The following is a 15,795-nucleotide window of genomic DNA, read 5'->3' on the forward strand; positions in this document are numbered from 1 at the left end:
CTTCGCTGATAGTAGCTAAATTAAAATAAGATGGATCAATATCTACAACCCAATCAATCATACCTGCGCTTAATCGACGATTATAAAAAACATGGCACATTGGTCGTTGCTTTTGATTTTGACAATACTGTTTACGATTTTCATGGTACCGGAAATAAATATCCTTATGTTACAGATCTTTTAAGAAGATGCCATAAAGCAGGCTTTTATCTGATCTGTTTCACGGCTAATAGCGACACCATTGCAATTAGTGATTATTTAAAGACCAATGATATACCTTACAATGGGATTAATGAAAATCCACCGTTCTTTAAATGCGATAGCCCTAAAGTTTATTATAATATTTTGCTTGACGACCGTGCAGGATTGATCCAGGCTTATACGGAACTTAATCTTTTACTTAGAAAAATAGAGTGACATTTGTTATCTTCAACATGAAATATTTATCATCAGGAAGCATATAAAATATATGTAATGAAAAGAGGTTAATGACAGCCTCCTTTGATTTTGTTTAACTTATAACTCATTCAATATCCATCGCGGTCTTCATCATTTTTCAATGAGATGGATGTAAGGTTCATGAATATGATGATCTTTAATGTATTTAATTTTGTTCTTATTTTTAATATAAATGTTTTTGGCATCTATTTTCTGGGTAGCTACAAAACCATTAGGAAGACTATCCGTCGAAGTAGTCACAACCATAAATGTGTCGGGCATTAATACCATTTCGCGCTCCTGCTCATCCAGCATTTGCTTGATCTGTTTTTTGCTCAATCTCGACCAAGTTTCATGAAATACCTTGGCAGAATCCGGATTTTGAGCAAACGTGACCTTTTCATGGTACTTATCAGCCATCGCTTGCATATGTTTTTGGTAATAGGAAAGCTTACCCTTAACAGAGAGACAAGAACTCATGATGCTGGTAAGCAATAATAAATACATAGTTTTTTTAACCTGCATTGGGTCGTTTTTTTAATGCTTAATTAGGATAAGTGGACATGACTTGTCATAATACACCATGCATATATTTCCATTCCCCCCGCTGCCGCAAGCGTCCTCACTTGTGGCCCGCGTTCAGGTATACAACATGACGAGCCCGCCTGCATACTTAGCATGATGCCCACAAGCGGGTACGCTTTTAGATATATTCAGGCTCTTTATCAACGCATACTTACGCCAGTAATTGGGTAGATTTCTATAACTTGAGGGTCTTGTTCCAAAATATCACTGTCGTAGATAGTCACTATGTAAAGCTCAGCATTTTGGTCTTTAAATACTATTAAATCGAGATACTCCTTGCCCACAATTTCGTTTTGAGTAATTCCTTTAATCGCTTCTATATCGTTCTTTTGAATTAGCTTTTCGATTGCCGTGTAGTCATCTTTGACGAAATAAATTACTTTAAGGCTCTCAAGTTCATTTACGACTCTTATCCCAAACTGATTATTGGCAAGAATTCTTTCAATAACGTACTCATTGTATTTCATATGCCTTTAAGTTAATGTGCGAGATTACAAATTGAATAACCTTCAGTTTTATTGTTTTCCAACTGACGGCGAGTATACATTTGAAATACCCGTTTTTTGATATCGAAAGTTTTACCTTATCAGCGTTACTTACTTTGCCGGTATACTCAAACAAGCCCGAAGCTGAAGTTATGGTTTTATGTCCGTCTATAGTAACTTCTACTCCTTCGGCCGGAGAGCCATCAGGGTTCTTTATATCACCCGACAATCCAATTTCTGTCACTCCCGGACCGGGTGTAGGTGGTGGTATTATTTCTTTTGCGTTTTCTCCTTTTCTACATCCATAAAAAAATAAAACAGCAAAACACAGTACGATAAGGCGGTTTAGTTTCATGCTCAAAAATAGCTAATATCCACCTTATTGTAAAAATCAATCGCTATTTATGCTATCAATTGCTGTTGCCGCACGCGCCAGGGGTTTCGCTTTATCAACTTATCTCCCAACTGGTCGAAGTTTAGCGACAGCGTAACTTTTTCCTAAAACATATTACGCCTTCAGTTTAGCCTTATGACCTTAACATCAACTGTCCTATAGAGGATAAAGTTATAATCTCGCTAAATATTATTTTAAAACGAACGAAATACACGCAACACGCTTGCACCTGCTTTAACGGACCGTACCCGTTACATCATTCATGCTGGCCAACCAGCCAGACGAAGCTACGCTTCGTCATAAAAAGAGAAAAGCACAAAGCTAACCTTCCCGGCTTTAAGCAATGGTGGCAGTACTTTGTCACCATCAAAATTCAAGCAACAGGCGATATCTAAAAAACATCAAAAAAATGATAAAAATATACGTAAAAACCAGCAGCCGTGTTGAGCAGGAGTGAAACAGCAAACAAACACTCTAAAAAGTTTTAAAAACTGATTACCAGCATTTTAGCAATGTTTCGCACAAAAACTTAAACATCTGATTATCAATCAGTAATACTTTTAACCGGTTCCGTTGTTTCACTCTCAAAAAATGGGACATTTGAGTTTTTTAAAAAAAAGCGCCGCACCCTTTTTCAATTTTTTTTTGGGAATCAAAAAATTGGGACATCCCATTTGTTACAAAGCGTATAGTCAAAAAACGCTTGCGCCTGCACGCCATCAGCTGTTATAGATCACTCTAACAACAACGCATCCTCATCATCAGTAAGGTTAAGCTGGATAGTATCATTCCCGGCTATGCCTTCAATGCTGCCGCGAATATGAGCCGCACTTAACAGCACTTTATCCAATTGCTTTTCGCGGGCTTTCCAAAGCTTTTCCATGGCATCGCGTTCACGCTGGATAGACTGGCGCATACTCATATACCCTTCTCTAATGGCTTTCCATTGCTCCGAAAACTCGCTGCTGGTAAGGTAATCATATAGCAGGTGCATTTTATCACCTTTGTTATCCTGCGACTTGGCCAGGTTTGATAATTTCATCACTCCATCCCTTAAAATGTATGACACCGCCTTTACCTCGTCAAAACTGCAGATCCAAACGCCATCGCGCTCGCCAAAGCAGTCCATGCCTTTGGGGTAGCATTGGGTTACAATTACCGCTACATCAACGCCCATGCCGCGCATGTCTTTTTTTAGCTTCTCGATCCAATCCATCGAAAAGGCATTGGTACGCTTGCTTTCGTAAATAATCTTACCACACTCCTGCCCAAATTGGTTGCGTACGGTTTGCACGCAGTCGGCCCCGCGTACTCCCTTCCCTACTTCACTTATTATATCAAACGGAAAGTAATTGCGCAGTGCTTCCTCCAAAATTAACTCCTGAACTTCACCCTGCAATTGCATGGAGCCTTGTTCGGCTTTGCGCTTCATTTCGTCGGCCAGTTTCTTTTGGTCATCGAGCTGTTTTTCGAGTTCTTTAACTTTTAACTGATACTCGGTATCTTTTATACTATGGCGTTCGGCCTCTTGTTTGCGGATCTGGTCGGTAAGGTCGTTACGTTGCTCCTGCAACTTACGTTGTATGGCAAGCTCCATTTCTTCTTCCTTTTGCTTCAACTGACTTTCGCGCTGCAAAAACTCCAGTTCTTTTTGGCGTGATTGTTTTAGCTTCTCTTCAGTTTCGGCGGCAGAGTTTTTGAGCAGTACAAGTTGGTTCTCAAAATCCTGGCTTATGGTTTTACGCAGGTTATCTTCAAGCGTTTGCTGTAATTGCTTTTTTTCGTTGTTAAGCCGTTGTTCAAAGGCGGCCTGCTGCTGGCGCTCCTTGTTTAAAAACTCTTCATCCTTTTTGCGGTATTCCTCCTCTTTTTGACGGGTATAATCCATCATTTTAACCCTGAGTTCTTTTTTATACTCCTCGGCCATTACTTCTTCTATCGGAAATCCGAAACCACAACTTGGACACTTAACTTCTGTAGCCATATTACTAAAAGGAAAATTTTTCCTGTAAATCAAAGATAGGGATTTTACGTTTAGCATATTAAAACAGGAGTGCCAGGCTTTATTAACATTATTGCAACAAAATGAAACTATAATGATAACAATCTATTGCAATTGCCGTTTATATTGCCGAAGTTTATAACATGCAGATATTGAGAATAGGAAAGGTAATGTGGAGTCATGATTATGACCTGGCTACATTAGGGTTGGCAAATGACGGAGGCGCATTATTTGCATTTACCCCACCACCACACCATCACACCGGCGAAATTATACTTACCCCTAAAAGTATAGTACTTGACGGCGACGGTTACGAGCACATCCCGCTTGATAGCCTGGAACAGCTATATTTAGGCTTCGACGAATTTTACAAACGCTCAATGGTGCGCAGTAACGGCTTATTCTGGCAACCGCTGAGATTACGTTACAGGCTTAAAGAAGAATTGAAAACTCTATACCTCATTGTTGATCACACCCTGTTTGGTGCTAAAAATCAACTATGGTTTAATACCCTTAAACAACTGCTTTCCCGAAAAGGTTAAGTTAGTTCTATCCTATGTTTTCCGGCATAATGTTCGAATAACAGCGGACGATCCCCTCGTTGCTATAACCGATATTTGTACATTGATAATCCGCTATCAAAAATGAGGAATTAAAAGCATCGGCATATCTAAGCATCGATCATTCACCCCAGGTATATAAAACAAAAAACGGCGCGGGTTATCCGCGCCGTTCCTGTTAATATATTTTTTTCAATTATTTAGCTTTGCCGAACTCGCCGTTAGCTTTGATAGTTACTTCATCGCTAACCATAGCGTTACCAAATTTTGAACCGAAGTTAAAGTCAGAACGTTTGATAGTACCGGTTAGCTGGAAACCTGCATCATCAGCTTTGCTCATTGGGTTTTGGATAGTACCACGGTACCATAAATCAAATGAAGCTGGTTTGGTTACACCATGTAAAGTTAAATTACCTGTAAGTTTGTAGTGCTTATCAGATGTTTTGGTGATAGCAGTGCTGGTAAAAGTAATGGTTGGGTAAGTAGCAACGTCAAAAAAGTCGGCGCTTGTTATGTGTTTATCGCGCTGATCATTATCGGTACTTACTGAAGCTGTTTGGATGCTGATCTGAAACTTAGCATCGCTGAAATCTGGTTTAGCGGCAGTGATAGTTGCATCATAGTTTTTAAAAATACCGTCAACGTCAGATACCATTAAGTGTGTTACGGTAAATTTAACGTTCGAATGTGCTTTGTCTACATTCCAGGTAGTTTGTGCCGATGCTGCCGTGTACGAAAATGCTGCTGCTAACAGGATAAGAATCTTTTTCATTGTTTTGATCTTTAAATTTCTTTTTTGTTTTGATTTATGCCCCAAAAGTATACAAAGGATCGGAACTTCAAACAAAAAAGATGTTTAAACATCTTTTTATTAAAATCGGATGACAATATACTACCATTTTAGTAGAACTTACAAGAAAAGTAAATTATTTTTGAGTGGCTTAAACCTCACGTTTTTAAGGTTTTTTGTTTATTACGAAGCATGATCATTGCCTTATCAGCCCTTACCTTACGGGTAGCTTCCTGCTTGGCCGAACCAACCCAATCGCAATAGCCCTGTTTGTATGATCTTGACAAACTTTCAAAAAATTCGTTCGCTTCTGCATCGCTGTCAAGCAGTACCTGTAATTCGGCAGGGGTGCCTTCAATATGTTCGCCGGGTTTAAGCATAGTATTTTTCTCGGGGTTTTATTCCGGATAAATATAGTGTTAATTGGGATAAACGCCCGGTTGAAACACCATGATTACAGCCAATAAAATTATTAAAAGGAAGGAGATAGCTAAAAGTGTATCAACGAGCAACTTTTGGTTTTTGATTCCATATTACCATTAAATTAAACAGTAAAAGCCGCAGGTTAGCTTATATATTGAATATTGTAAAAACGGAGGTGCGACATTATTATTATAGTGTATTTACCTAAAATATGGATGTAACTTAAATTTTATAAAACCTAAAGCAAACAAGAGTGTTATTTGACTTTAATTGAGATTTACTAAATCAAAGTAATTATGTGAGATAGCCCGGCATAACCACCGGGTTATCTTTTTTAGCGCTTCACTTAATGCTTATGAAATGGCTGCTCAAAAAATTCATCCACCTTCTTATTGAATTCATCGGCATGTTCAACCAATGTACCATGGCCTGAGTTGGGCAGGATCCATAAATAAGAATTTGAAATATTCTCTGCTATCTGAACCGTATGCGTTGTTACAATGAGGTCATGATCGCCGGCAATAATAAGCGAAGGGCATTTTATAGCTTTTAGTGCCGATAGCTTAATATTAGGCTCTTTGTAGTCAAGCATAAATATCTTACGATCGTTTTTTTCTTTGGAAGTAGCAAAATGATAATCCTTTTTATCGGCGTATTCCTTTTCCATATCCTTCCATAATGAAGGGATCAGGGCAGTTGAATCGGGCCAAAGGTTAGCACCTGTAGAGGCCAGCTTAATTACTTTTTCGGGGTGCCTCATAGCCATTACCAGCGCATTGATGCCGCCGTCGCTCCACCCTATCACATAAGCCGAATCAATATGCATTACATCAAGTAAAGCAGCAAAATCATCGGCCATCATTTCAAAAGTAAGTGAATCGCGCGGATCGGTCGATTTGCCATGGGCCCTGCTGTCAACAGCAATAACTTTATACTTTTTAGCAAAATAAGGTATGTTTTTCTCAAAAGCATTGATGCTGCCACCGTTGCCGTGTATCATTAACAGCGGCTTGCCTTTACCATAAACTTCGGTGTACAGCTTTATCCCCCTAACATCATAATATTTACCGGCAGCTGCATTATCGCCATAAACAATACTTTTTTGTTGGCTACACGCTATAAATGCCTGGCATACCAATACAATTAACAACAGTTTTTTTAACATCATGATTGTACCTGTTTAAGTTCATTAAATATACATACATAATGCGCAGTTTAAACAGCCATTGCACAAGCGCTACAATTAATTTTTAGATAGCGCTGTAAATCAAACAAGTATTATATTTGCACGCTTTAACAGAAGCGTTTTTTAAACCATACGGTTAAAACAATATCATACCTATAACTATTATAGAATGAAACGTTTATAAACCTGTATACATATATTGTTCATGCCCGCCACCTTTCCAAAAAAAGTTAACATTCTTACCCCACTCATTCCTTTGCTATGCATCCTTTTCACCACTATGTGTTATGGGCAGCAGAGTACAACTGCAGTACCCAATCGGTTTAAATTTAAAACGGTTATCATCGATGCCGGACACGGAGGTAAAGATCCGGGATCGCACGGGGCTTATTCTAAGGAAAAAAACGTTTCATTGAGTATCGCCAAAAAACTGAGGGATGCCATAAATGACGAAATGAGCGGCATTAAAGTAGTAATGACCCGCAGTACCGACGTTTTTATTGAATTGCATAAACGCACGGATATCGCAAACGATAATCATGGCAATTTATTCATTTCAATCCACTGTAACTCATCCCCGCAACGCAAAGGATCATCGCGGGGAACATTGCTGCTTGTTTACGGTTTTCACCGCAGCCAGGAACAACGCGAGGCACTGCGTGAAAATGCTTCCATATTTATTGAAAAGGACTATAAGGAAAAATATAATGGCTATGGTGATGATGCAGCAGTGAATACCATTGTACTTAATGCATTTCAGCAAAAATATCGTAAGCAAAGTATTCAGTTTGGCGATTTGATTGACTACCAATTTCGCAAAACCAATGGCAGGCATAGTTTAGGAGTAAAGGAACAGGGCGTTTTGGTATTGGCGCAAAGCGGTATGCCTGCAGTGCTGGTTGAAACCGGCTTCATTAATAACCCGGCCGACGAAGAATATTTGAACTCGGCCGGCGGGCAAAACGAAATTGTGCGGTCGATACTCACAGCCCTAAAGCAGTACCGTAATAATTTAGAAGGGAATTAATAGCTACCGCTCTTACGTGATCAACTTAATTAAGAATTACGCTTCTCCCTGATATTTATTATTGTCATTCAAATATTTATTTCAGCGCAATTATGAAAAACCTATTTTAACGAGCTTTTATAGCTTATATTATCGATTTTAGTCCAAATTAAATTTATTTTATAAATATTATTAAAAACCTCTTTTGGGGCAAAATATCTTTTGTGTTTCTCCGTTTCAGTGACTCAATAAAACCCAAACACTAACACAAATGAAAAAAATCCTTGTCCTAATTCCTGCATTTTTACTGGCTTTTCAAATCTCAAAAGCCCAAACCGAAAAAGGTTCACAAACACTGGGTATCGATCTGCAATTTATGCATCAGAAATCGACGCAAAACATCTTTCAGTCGTCCCCGAACCCTTATGCATCTGAGGTTAAAAATACAAATTTCAGTATCGGTCCTAACTATAGTTATTTTATAGCAGATAAACTTGATATTGGAGTAAATGTTAATTACGCTCATACCTCCCAGAACAGTAAAAACAGTACTTACCCCAACAACGTAACCTCGCACCAATATGGGGCTACACTCTTTTTAAGGAAGTATTTTATGTTTGGAGATAAATTAGGGCTCCGCGCAGGACCGTATCTTGGATACAGCCGCTACGATTTTAGATCGGTAGATACAAGCACTCCAACTAAAACTGATAACTATACGGCAGGAGCAACTATGGGCCTTGTTTATTATCCTGCAAAAAAACTTGGTTTAGCCGCCACACTGGCTAACTTTTCATATAGTCACAGCAAGGTTAAAGCTGATAACAGCCAGATTGAGAGCACCAATAATGTTAATTTCAATTTGATCAACAACGGATTATTACTCTCTGTATTTTATGTATTCGGCGGTAAATAAGCGCTAAATTTCAAGGCAGGACGATAATATGCAATATCGTCCTGCTTTATTTTTATTTCGCCCGGTGGATGATAAACCCATTGTGAACAGTTTCCATACCTATTTTAGGGTAATATTCCATAGCTGTTGTGGCCGAAAGCAGTAGAAGCATGGTTTCATCTCCAATGGCTTCTTTAGTTAGTTCGACCAACTTTTTACCTATCCCCTCTTTTTGATAATCTTTAGTAACCGCCAGATCCGAAAGATAGCAGCTGTAGCAAAAATCGGTAAGCGCACGTGATATACCTACCAGTTTATCGCCATCCCAGGCACTCACTACCAGGTTTGAGTTTTGGTACATTCTGGCAATTCGTTCGGCGTCATGCGTTGGGCGTTTCAATCCGGCTGTATCATAAAGTTCTATCACCTGCCGGGCCGATGGTATGGTACCTGTTTTATAAGTTATTTCCATAGTGCTATTGAGTATTTTACATATCTATACCCAAATGTAAGCGGTGACTGCACTATCTCAATAAGCCAGAAACAAGAAAGCAGGTAGTCCAGCGAATTAAAAAGAAAAGCTGTTTAAAGTTTCTGCAATATCCCGTTCAGCATGTTACCATTTTTTAAAAATAACGAATACTGCCAGCACAATAAGCCCGAAACCCACCAGGTGGTTCCAGCCCAGTTTTTCGTTTTTGAAAAGCAGGGTTGTAAATATCATAAACACGGTAAGCGTAATGGCCTCCTGAATAGTTTTTAATTCAACCAGGGTAAAAGGGCCTCCGTTTTCCTTGAAGCCGCCTTCGTTGGCCGGCACCTGGAACAGGTATTCAAAAAATGCAAGGCCCCAGCTTATAAGAATAATGGCTATTAAACTCAGATTTTTACCCCATTCATATTCTTTAAACTTCAGGTGCCCATACCAGGCAAATGTCATGAAGGTGTTGGATATAAACAGGAATGTAACAGTACGTAAGCCTTTCATCAATACAATTTTTTTCGCAAATATCAATAAATTGAGATTGATAACACCGGCAATTGTAAATTGTTACAGCATTAACTACAACAATTTAAAATTTAAAAACCAGTTCGGCACCAAGCGAAAGGGAGTTCCAATTTTGCTTTCCCGAAACATCACCCAAGGTAAGTTTCTGAGAAAAGAAATTATATTTTGATTCGATACTGACACCCAATTTTGGCGTCACCGGAAATATTACACCTACTTTAGGAGCATAATACAATGACTGCGACCATTTGTCGTAAACAAAGGTATTTGCACCATCAATTTCATAGGCTACTGCAAAGTCAGTAAAATACAGCCCTAAATTTACACCGCCATACACCCTGAAATTATCAGCTACGTCAATATTATAAGCAGCACCGGCATAAGCTGAAATTACAGGCATATCTGCATAGTATGTATTTACATTTGAGTCGCTGCCCTCAACCGTTTCTGAAATAAAATATTCATGTGGTTTAAAATTAGTGTACCCTAAGCTTAAACTTGCGGTAAAAGGGCCTAAAAATCTGTAAACGCTGGCATTAAAATTAATAGACGACTTAAAAGTATAATTAAAATCCCCTTGCGGTATCTCAACACCGGTACCTGCGGCTACACCCCAGCCATCGCTAAAATTAACGGCTCCACTACCGCCGCCACCATAGGTTAAAGCCCGGCTTGAATGATGTTGCGCTATAGCAGCGTTAGAACAATAAAACAGTACAATTATTAAAAATAGCTTAAAACAGGTATTTGATTTTTTCATGGGGAGGAGGTGCGCCCTGCAGGGAGCACTTAGATAATTGTGTTTAGGAGTCATTACCGTAAAAATAAGCAAAAAAAAGATAACCGGGAACACTAAATTAATTTGATAACAAGGTAAAAGGCACAAAAAAACCCGGACTTAATCAATCCGGGCAATTAAGCATTCAGGATACTAAACTTTATATAGGTTTATAATGATCAATGCTGTTGAACAGAAGCCGGTAACCGCTATTGCAGCTGCGAATCGGGCGTATTGTCAAATTTCCGTTTATAGGCTATCCCTAATGTACACGCTATTATAAAAAGCAATAAAAAACACTCAATGTAAATATGAAAAGGCGAAATATCCTTAAAACGACCAACTATGAAAGTAGAAACATCAGGCAGCAATAAACCAAACAATGGAAAGCCTGCAAACATTCTTAAAATTGCTAATTTTTCCATAATATTTTATTTCAGGGGTAAAAGTTTGATACGACTAATTTACAACTTTAAAGAATAACAAACAATAATATTTTACTAAAAAGCAATTAATATTTTCTTAATGATTAAGAAAGATTAATTATAATTTGAGGCTTAGAGTTTATAATAATCCTCAATTGAACGACCTATTTCCTGTAGCGGAATCAAATGGTCGCCAAAACGATGTTCAATGATTTCCCAATAGCCTTTTGTTAACCTGGTTATGGTATAAAAAGCAGAATAGTTTAATACACTAAACGTAGCCTGATTAGTAACCGAAGGAATAATTTTATAAGTTCGTTTATTAACTTTTAGTTCAAAAGGTTCCATGGGCGTCAGTTTACACAAAAATATTGTGTAGCATACAGATATGCAAGCTCAATGCACCCCGTATTTTAACCCATATTGCACTACGTATTTTTACCCAAAAAAAGGGTTAAAAAGGCATTGCCTTTATCAACTCGAGTACATTTTGCTTTATTGCAGGGTCATTTTCGATGATTTGAACAAGTTCATTATCATCTGAAACAGAAACAATTACAAAATTCTTATCCTGGTTCCAGAAATCACCGCTTATAACAACTTTACCATTGCTTTTAAGGTTATCGTAATAACCTCTCCTATCGGCTAAGCATTGTTGATTATCTGCCGGATTACTAACTTCTTCAAAAAAGAGCATCACATGATGCGGATCTTTATAGGCTGATGCATGTACCATAAATTACTTATTTTTATTCAGATACTTAATTATTCAATTTGTTAAGCTAAACAGGTAACCTCAGTAAGAATATTACCCGGAGCATTAAAATAAAATCCGTAACCACCACGTAACGGCCCCGGTGACTGTGATACATTGACACCAGCTTCTTTAAGGCGATCATAAACTTCGGCCACTTGTTCATAGCTATCAACCAAAAAACCGATATGAAAAGCATCGGGATAATTGTTATTGCCATTACGATTAAAGGTATCGGCCATAAGCACCAGGATAAAACCGTCTTTACCTTCCATTACAGCCAGCATATTATTCCCTTTTATATCCGTGCATTTAAAGTTAAAATGTCGCTCAAAAAATTCAGAACTGGCAACCACATCGGTAACAGACAGGTTAACATGATTAAGTTTAATATTGGTTACAGACATAATGATTAGGGTTTTAATGCTTTTAATACAAGACCAAGCGTTTGTTCCATCAGTTTGTCATTTAGTGCAAAACTGTTATTCACATAGCTGTTACCCTGATTATGAAACTTGATAAGCTGATAAAGAGGCGCGTAAGCCACGGACCAATAAACTTCAAAAGGTAATGGGATAAGCTGTTTCTTTTCTTCGGCATTGCGCATAAATGCACCTAAAATCTCCCCAAAATTAACAGTAAGCATCGCCGTTACTTTTTCATAAAAATGCGTATAGCGCATGATCTCAATAAATTCCATATCTAACGGACATTGAATGAAATATCTAAGCCTGTTGTGCCATTGTACCCTTAACCCGTCCGCAAAATCCATATCAGGCGAAAAGTTTTGAAGACTAAAAGCCATCATTTTTTCGGCAACACTAACACAAAGGCTGCTTATAAGCTCCTCTTTATCTTTGTGATAGATGTAGATGGTTGCAGGCGATACGCCTACAATCTTTGCAAGCTTATTAATCCCAAACCCATCAAGCCCTTCGGTAACTATCATTTCAATAGCTTTCTGACGTATTTGCTGTTCCTTATGTTCGTCTCGTGGTCTCATTTCAATACAAATATAAGTGAGCGTTCGTTTATTTAAGATTTTATTTCTTCCTTCTAGGTCAGATTATCATCATAATTTCTTCAAAAGACTGAACGCACCAATACTTACAGATCACTTAGTTTAAGAAAAACCTAATAAAACGTTTAATTGCTTTTCATTAAAACAATAAATCGGGCTATATGTTAATCATGGGCTCAAGTAATAGCGCATGATACGTTTAACAAGGAGTTTTAATGACGATTGAATCGAATTTTACAAATTTCAATCAAAAGATTAATAAATTTATTTAACTCATAAATAATTAATACTTAACTTAGCATTATCATATTAAACATCAACAATCATGGAAAATTTAACAATTTTACGAATGTTCTTCTGCTTCCCACTGGTTGGTTTGTTATTGCCCGATGCAGGTATCTTATTGTCGAATTATCCCGGCCCGGTTCCGGTAATTCATGTGGTAATTGAAGCTGCGTTATTACTTTGCATTTCACTTTGCACCGCGGCCATTGCATACAGCAAAAGAAAAAATCAGGATCAAACTAACGAAGCTTCTTTTTCTTAAGCTATTGTGTAGAAACGGGAAGTACACTGTTTGGGATTAATTAACCGGCTAAAGTTGGGATTTTTATGCCCCATATCTACCCTGTACTTTCCGGCTTTCTATTCATTCTTATTAGTTTGCAACATATTTCATAATGGTATAAGTTTTGCCTTAATCAATAATAGTTTTTTTATTGATATTTGATAAAACCGCTGACACCTTCATGAAAAGAATTCTATTTCTGCTTTTTTTACCCCTATACTCATTTGCTCAAACAGCAGGGACATATATTCAGCAGGGAAACTCAAAAGCCAATACCAGGGATTATAAAGGCGCCATACAAGACTTTACGCACGCCATAGAATTAAATGCCCAAAACGCCGATGTTTTTTATTACAGGGCAAATGCATATGGCAATATCAAGGAATACAAAGCCGCCATTAATGACTATGCTCAGGCTATTACCCTAAAACCCAACTTAACCAATGCTTATTTGTATAAGGCTAATGCCGAAGCCGCAATACAGGATTACCAAACTGCTATCACAGATTTCGACAGGGCTATAGCACTTGGGCCAAAAACAGCAGATATGTTCCATTACAGGGGCAATGCCAAAAGCAACCAGGGGGACTATCCAGGTGCTATTGCCGATTTTACAACAGCGCTTCAATTTACGCCTAATAACGCCGAACTATATAAATACCGTGGTTTAGCTAAAAACAACAATAACGATTTTACAGGGGCCATTGCTGATTATAACGCAGCAATTAAACTAAGTCCCAACAGTGCCGAGATTTATCAATATATGGCCGGCAGCAAGGCCAGTATAAATGACTATAATGGGGCCATTGCCGATTATACCAAAACACTATCTCTTAATCCCAATAACGCCGAAGCTTATTTTTACCGCGCCAATACCAGGGCGAAACTAAATGACTTTAAAGGCGCTGTTGATGATTATAAAAAAGCGGCGGCTATAAATCCTAATCAAAAAAACCTTTTGCTTTACATGGCCAACGCCCAAAGCAGTCTTGGTGATACCAATGGAGCTCTTGATTATTTTAACAAGGCGATAGCTCAATCCCCCAAAAATGCAAACCTGTACATGTACCGCGGTATTATCAAAAGCGATAAAAAAGATCATCATGGCGCCCTGGAGGATTTTAATAAAGCCCTTGCACTTGACCCTAAAAATGGCGATGCATACCAAAGCCGTTCATTTTCAAAACTTGCATTAGGCAATTATGAAGGCGCCAAACTTGATGCCGATTCGGCAATTAAAATAAATCCAAACAGTATAAGTGCTTATGTGAGCCTAAGTAAAGCTAAAATGGCTTTAAAAGATACCGCTGGAGTTATCGCCGATTTAACAAAAGCAATTAGCATGAATAATAAAAGCGATGAAGCTTATCTGTCACGTGGCGATGCTTATCGCGACCTGGGGATTCCGCTCGCCGCCATTGACGACTACACCAAAGCTATTGCTATAAATCCAATTTATACCTATGCTTTTTTAAATCGCGCCATTGAAAAAACTAAACTGGGTGATTATGCCGCCGCTGTAAAAGATCTCGAAAAACTGATAAGTATCGCTCCCCAACAGCAAAATGGCTATTTGCGACTGGGTAAAATCAATAACTTTTATAAATACACCAATAACGGCGTGCAGCTTTTCACTAAAGCAATAGCATTAAACCCGACAATTGCCGATTTTTACCTTTACCGAGGTGAAGCTAAGGCTGCCTCCGGAGATGCCAAAGGTGCCATGGCCGATTATAACACGGGAGTACTTAAAGCTCCAAAAAACATCACATTGTTGTTGAAACGGGGCTTAACCAAAGCAGATGCCGAAGACAATGCCGGTGCGATTGCCGATTTCAATAACGCCCTCAAAACAGATTCACTATCAGACTCAACAGCACTGGTGTGGCAGGCAAGAGGTTTTGTAAAGGGCAAACTTAAAAATTATAAAGGCGCCCTTAACGACCTTGACCGTGCAGTATCAATTTACTCAAACGACGAAACATTTTTAATCAGGGGCGATACAAAAGTGGCTATGAAGGATTATGCAGGCGCTGCCGATGATTATCATAACGCCATTTATATGAATGATGCCAATATAAAGGCTTATTCGCATAGCGGTATCGCTAAAAGTTACCTTGGCGATGCCCAGGGCGTAAAGGATGACTTTGCTGCAGTGTTTAAAATTTCACCTAACAACCCGGATCTATATATTGACAGAGCTATTGCCAAAATAAATTTGAAAGACCCCAACGGTGCCATTTTGGATTGTAATACTGCTATAAACCTCGATGCTAAAAACAATCGGGCTTACTTACAAAGAGGGCTTGCTAAAATAGCCGTTGGCGATAAAACAGGAGGATGCGCAGATATGAATAAAGCTTTAAGCATGGGGGCAAAGGAAGCACCCGACCAAATATCAAAATATTGTAAATAACTATAACTTCTTATTTACAATACCCGTATAATAATATGTAACTATTAACTGATCTATAAA

General features: G+C 38.3%; 21 protein-coding genes. 6 read left to right on the plus strand and 15 right to left on the minus strand.

Translation table 11 applies throughout. From position 1 onward, the window contains the following. Positions 1-30: 30 nt before the first annotated feature. Entirely contained in the window at positions 31-417 is a 387-nt protein-coding gene (locus tag ACEN9X_RS02350) for a hypothetical protein (RefSeq protein ID WP_413668877.1), read from the plus strand. Between the two features lie 132 nt (positions 418-549). Here ACEN9X_RS02350 and ACEN9X_RS02355 read toward each other — a convergent pair whose 3' ends face one another. The 4 genes from ACEN9X_RS02355 to ACEN9X_RS02370 all read right to left on the minus strand — a co-directional run bounded on the left by ACEN9X_RS02355 (position 550) and on the right by ACEN9X_RS02370 (position 3,886). Beyond that, the gene (locus ACEN9X_RS02355; protein ID WP_413668878.1) at positions 550-963 is read right to left on the minus strand and encodes a hypothetical protein; all 414 of its coding nucleotides are present in this window, start codon (positions 961-963) and stop codon (positions 550-552) included. A 200-nt stretch (positions 964-1,163) separates the two neighbouring features. Then, complete coding sequence (locus ACEN9X_RS02360; protein WP_413668879.1) at positions 1,164-1,490, minus strand: hypothetical protein; 327 nt, start codon at positions 1,488-1,490, stop codon at positions 1,164-1,166. Further along, positions 1,477-1,863 (minus strand): hypothetical protein, encoded by a 387-nt coding sequence (locus ACEN9X_RS02365; RefSeq protein ID WP_413668880.1) that lies wholly within the window; start codon positions 1,861-1,863, stop codon positions 1,477-1,479. Before ACEN9X_RS02365 ends, ACEN9X_RS02360 begins: the two co-directional genes overlap by 14 nt. Positions 1,864-2,635: 772 nt before the next feature. Beyond that, the gene (locus ACEN9X_RS02370; RefSeq protein WP_413668881.1) at positions 2,636-3,886 is read right to left on the minus strand and encodes a DUF2130 domain-containing protein; all 1,251 of its coding nucleotides are present in this window, start codon (positions 3,884-3,886) and stop codon (positions 2,636-2,638) included. Positions 3,887-4,047: 161 nt separating this feature from the next. Here ACEN9X_RS02370 and ACEN9X_RS02375 point away from each other — a divergent pair, with 161 nt between their 5' ends. Next, on the plus strand, positions 4,048-4,446 hold the full coding sequence (locus ACEN9X_RS02375; protein ID WP_413668882.1) for a hypothetical protein: 399 nt from the start codon (positions 4,048-4,050) through the stop codon (positions 4,444-4,446). 214 nt (positions 4,447-4,660) lie between these two features. On the opposite strand, the gene ACEN9X_RS02380 is transcribed toward ACEN9X_RS02375, so the two are convergent. The 3 genes from ACEN9X_RS02380 to ACEN9X_RS02390 all read right to left on the minus strand — a co-directional run bounded on the left by ACEN9X_RS02380 (position 4,661) and on the right by ACEN9X_RS02390 (position 6,845). Then, positions 4,661-5,236: a YceI family protein gene (locus tag ACEN9X_RS02380; protein ID WP_413668883.1), complete on the minus strand. Its 576-nt coding sequence runs from the start codon at positions 5,234-5,236 to the stop codon at positions 4,661-4,663. Between the two features lie 176 nt (positions 5,237-5,412). Beyond that, positions 5,413-5,634, minus strand: coding sequence for a YdeI/OmpD-associated family protein (locus tag ACEN9X_RS02385; RefSeq protein ID WP_413668884.1), 222 nt, complete (start codon positions 5,632-5,634; stop codon positions 5,413-5,415). 389 nt (positions 5,635-6,023) lie between these two features. Then, a complete protein-coding gene (locus ACEN9X_RS02390; protein ID WP_413668885.1) occupies positions 6,024-6,845 on the minus strand; it encodes an alpha/beta fold hydrolase in 822 nt (273 codons plus the stop codon). 223 nt (positions 6,846-7,068) lie between these two features. Between ACEN9X_RS02390 and ACEN9X_RS02395 the strand changes: the two genes are divergently transcribed. Next, the gene (locus tag ACEN9X_RS02395; RefSeq protein ID WP_413668886.1) at positions 7,069-7,890 is read left to right on the plus strand and encodes an N-acetylmuramoyl-L-alanine amidase family protein; all 822 of its coding nucleotides are present in this window, start codon (positions 7,069-7,071) and stop codon (positions 7,888-7,890) included. A 250-nt stretch (positions 7,891-8,140) separates the two neighbouring features. Continuing rightward, on the plus strand, positions 8,141-8,785 hold the full coding sequence (locus tag ACEN9X_RS02400) for an autotransporter outer membrane beta-barrel domain-containing protein (RefSeq protein WP_413668887.1): 645 nt from the start codon (positions 8,141-8,143) through the stop codon (positions 8,783-8,785). Positions 8,786-8,837: 52 nt separating this feature from the next. Here ACEN9X_RS02400 and ACEN9X_RS02405 read toward each other — a convergent pair whose 3' ends face one another. From ACEN9X_RS02405 to ACEN9X_RS02440, 8 genes are all read right to left on the minus strand, one after another. Next, the gene (locus ACEN9X_RS02405) at positions 8,838-9,236 is read right to left on the minus strand and encodes a GNAT family N-acetyltransferase (protein ID WP_413668888.1); all 399 of its coding nucleotides are present in this window, start codon (positions 9,234-9,236) and stop codon (positions 8,838-8,840) included. 144 nt (positions 9,237-9,380) lie between these two features. Continuing rightward, complete coding sequence (locus ACEN9X_RS02410; RefSeq protein WP_091163254.1) at positions 9,381-9,752, minus strand: DMT family protein; 372 nt, start codon at positions 9,750-9,752, stop codon at positions 9,381-9,383. A gap of 85 nt (positions 9,753-9,837) precedes the next feature. Further along, complete coding sequence (locus ACEN9X_RS02415) at positions 9,838-10,533, minus strand: hypothetical protein (RefSeq protein ID WP_413668889.1); 696 nt, start codon at positions 10,531-10,533, stop codon at positions 9,838-9,840. Positions 10,534-10,760: 227 nt separating this feature from the next. Further along, positions 10,761-10,976: a hypothetical protein gene (locus tag ACEN9X_RS02420; RefSeq protein WP_413668890.1), complete on the minus strand. Its 216-nt coding sequence runs from the start codon at positions 10,974-10,976 to the stop codon at positions 10,761-10,763. A gap of 132 nt (positions 10,977-11,108) precedes the next feature. After that, positions 11,109-11,324, minus strand: a complete 216-nt coding sequence (locus tag ACEN9X_RS02425) for a hypothetical protein (protein WP_091210831.1) — start codon at positions 11,322-11,324, stop codon at positions 11,109-11,111. Positions 11,325-11,430: 106 nt separating this feature from the next. Further along, entirely contained in the window at positions 11,431-11,712 is a 282-nt protein-coding gene (locus ACEN9X_RS02430; protein WP_413668891.1) for a YciI family protein, read from the minus strand. 41 nt (positions 11,713-11,753) lie between these two features. Then, on the minus strand, positions 11,754-12,137 hold the full coding sequence (locus tag ACEN9X_RS02435; RefSeq protein ID WP_413668892.1) for a VOC family protein: 384 nt from the start codon (positions 12,135-12,137) through the stop codon (positions 11,754-11,756). A 5-nt stretch (positions 12,138-12,142) separates the two neighbouring features. Next, positions 12,143-12,733 carry a TetR/AcrR family transcriptional regulator gene (locus tag ACEN9X_RS02440; RefSeq protein WP_413668893.1) on the minus strand — a complete coding sequence of 197 codons (591 nt, stop codon included), beginning with the start codon at positions 12,731-12,733 and terminating at the stop codon, positions 12,143-12,145. A 343-nt stretch (positions 12,734-13,076) separates the two neighbouring features. Here ACEN9X_RS02440 and ACEN9X_RS02445 point away from each other — a divergent pair, with 343 nt between their 5' ends. Next, the gene (locus ACEN9X_RS02445; RefSeq protein WP_413668894.1) at positions 13,077-13,298 is read left to right on the plus strand and encodes a hypothetical protein; all 222 of its coding nucleotides are present in this window, start codon (positions 13,077-13,079) and stop codon (positions 13,296-13,298) included. 202 nt (positions 13,299-13,500) lie between these two features. Next, positions 13,501-15,735: a tetratricopeptide repeat protein gene (locus tag ACEN9X_RS02450; protein WP_413668895.1), complete on the plus strand. Its 2,235-nt coding sequence runs from the start codon at positions 13,501-13,503 to the stop codon at positions 15,733-15,735. Positions 15,736-15,795: the final 60 nt, after the last annotated feature.

This window comes from Mucilaginibacter sp. Mucisp86, from assembly GCF_047324315.1.
In the GTDB taxonomy this organism is placed as follows: Bacteria; Bacteroidota; Bacteroidia; order Sphingobacteriales; family Sphingobacteriaceae; genus Mucilaginibacter.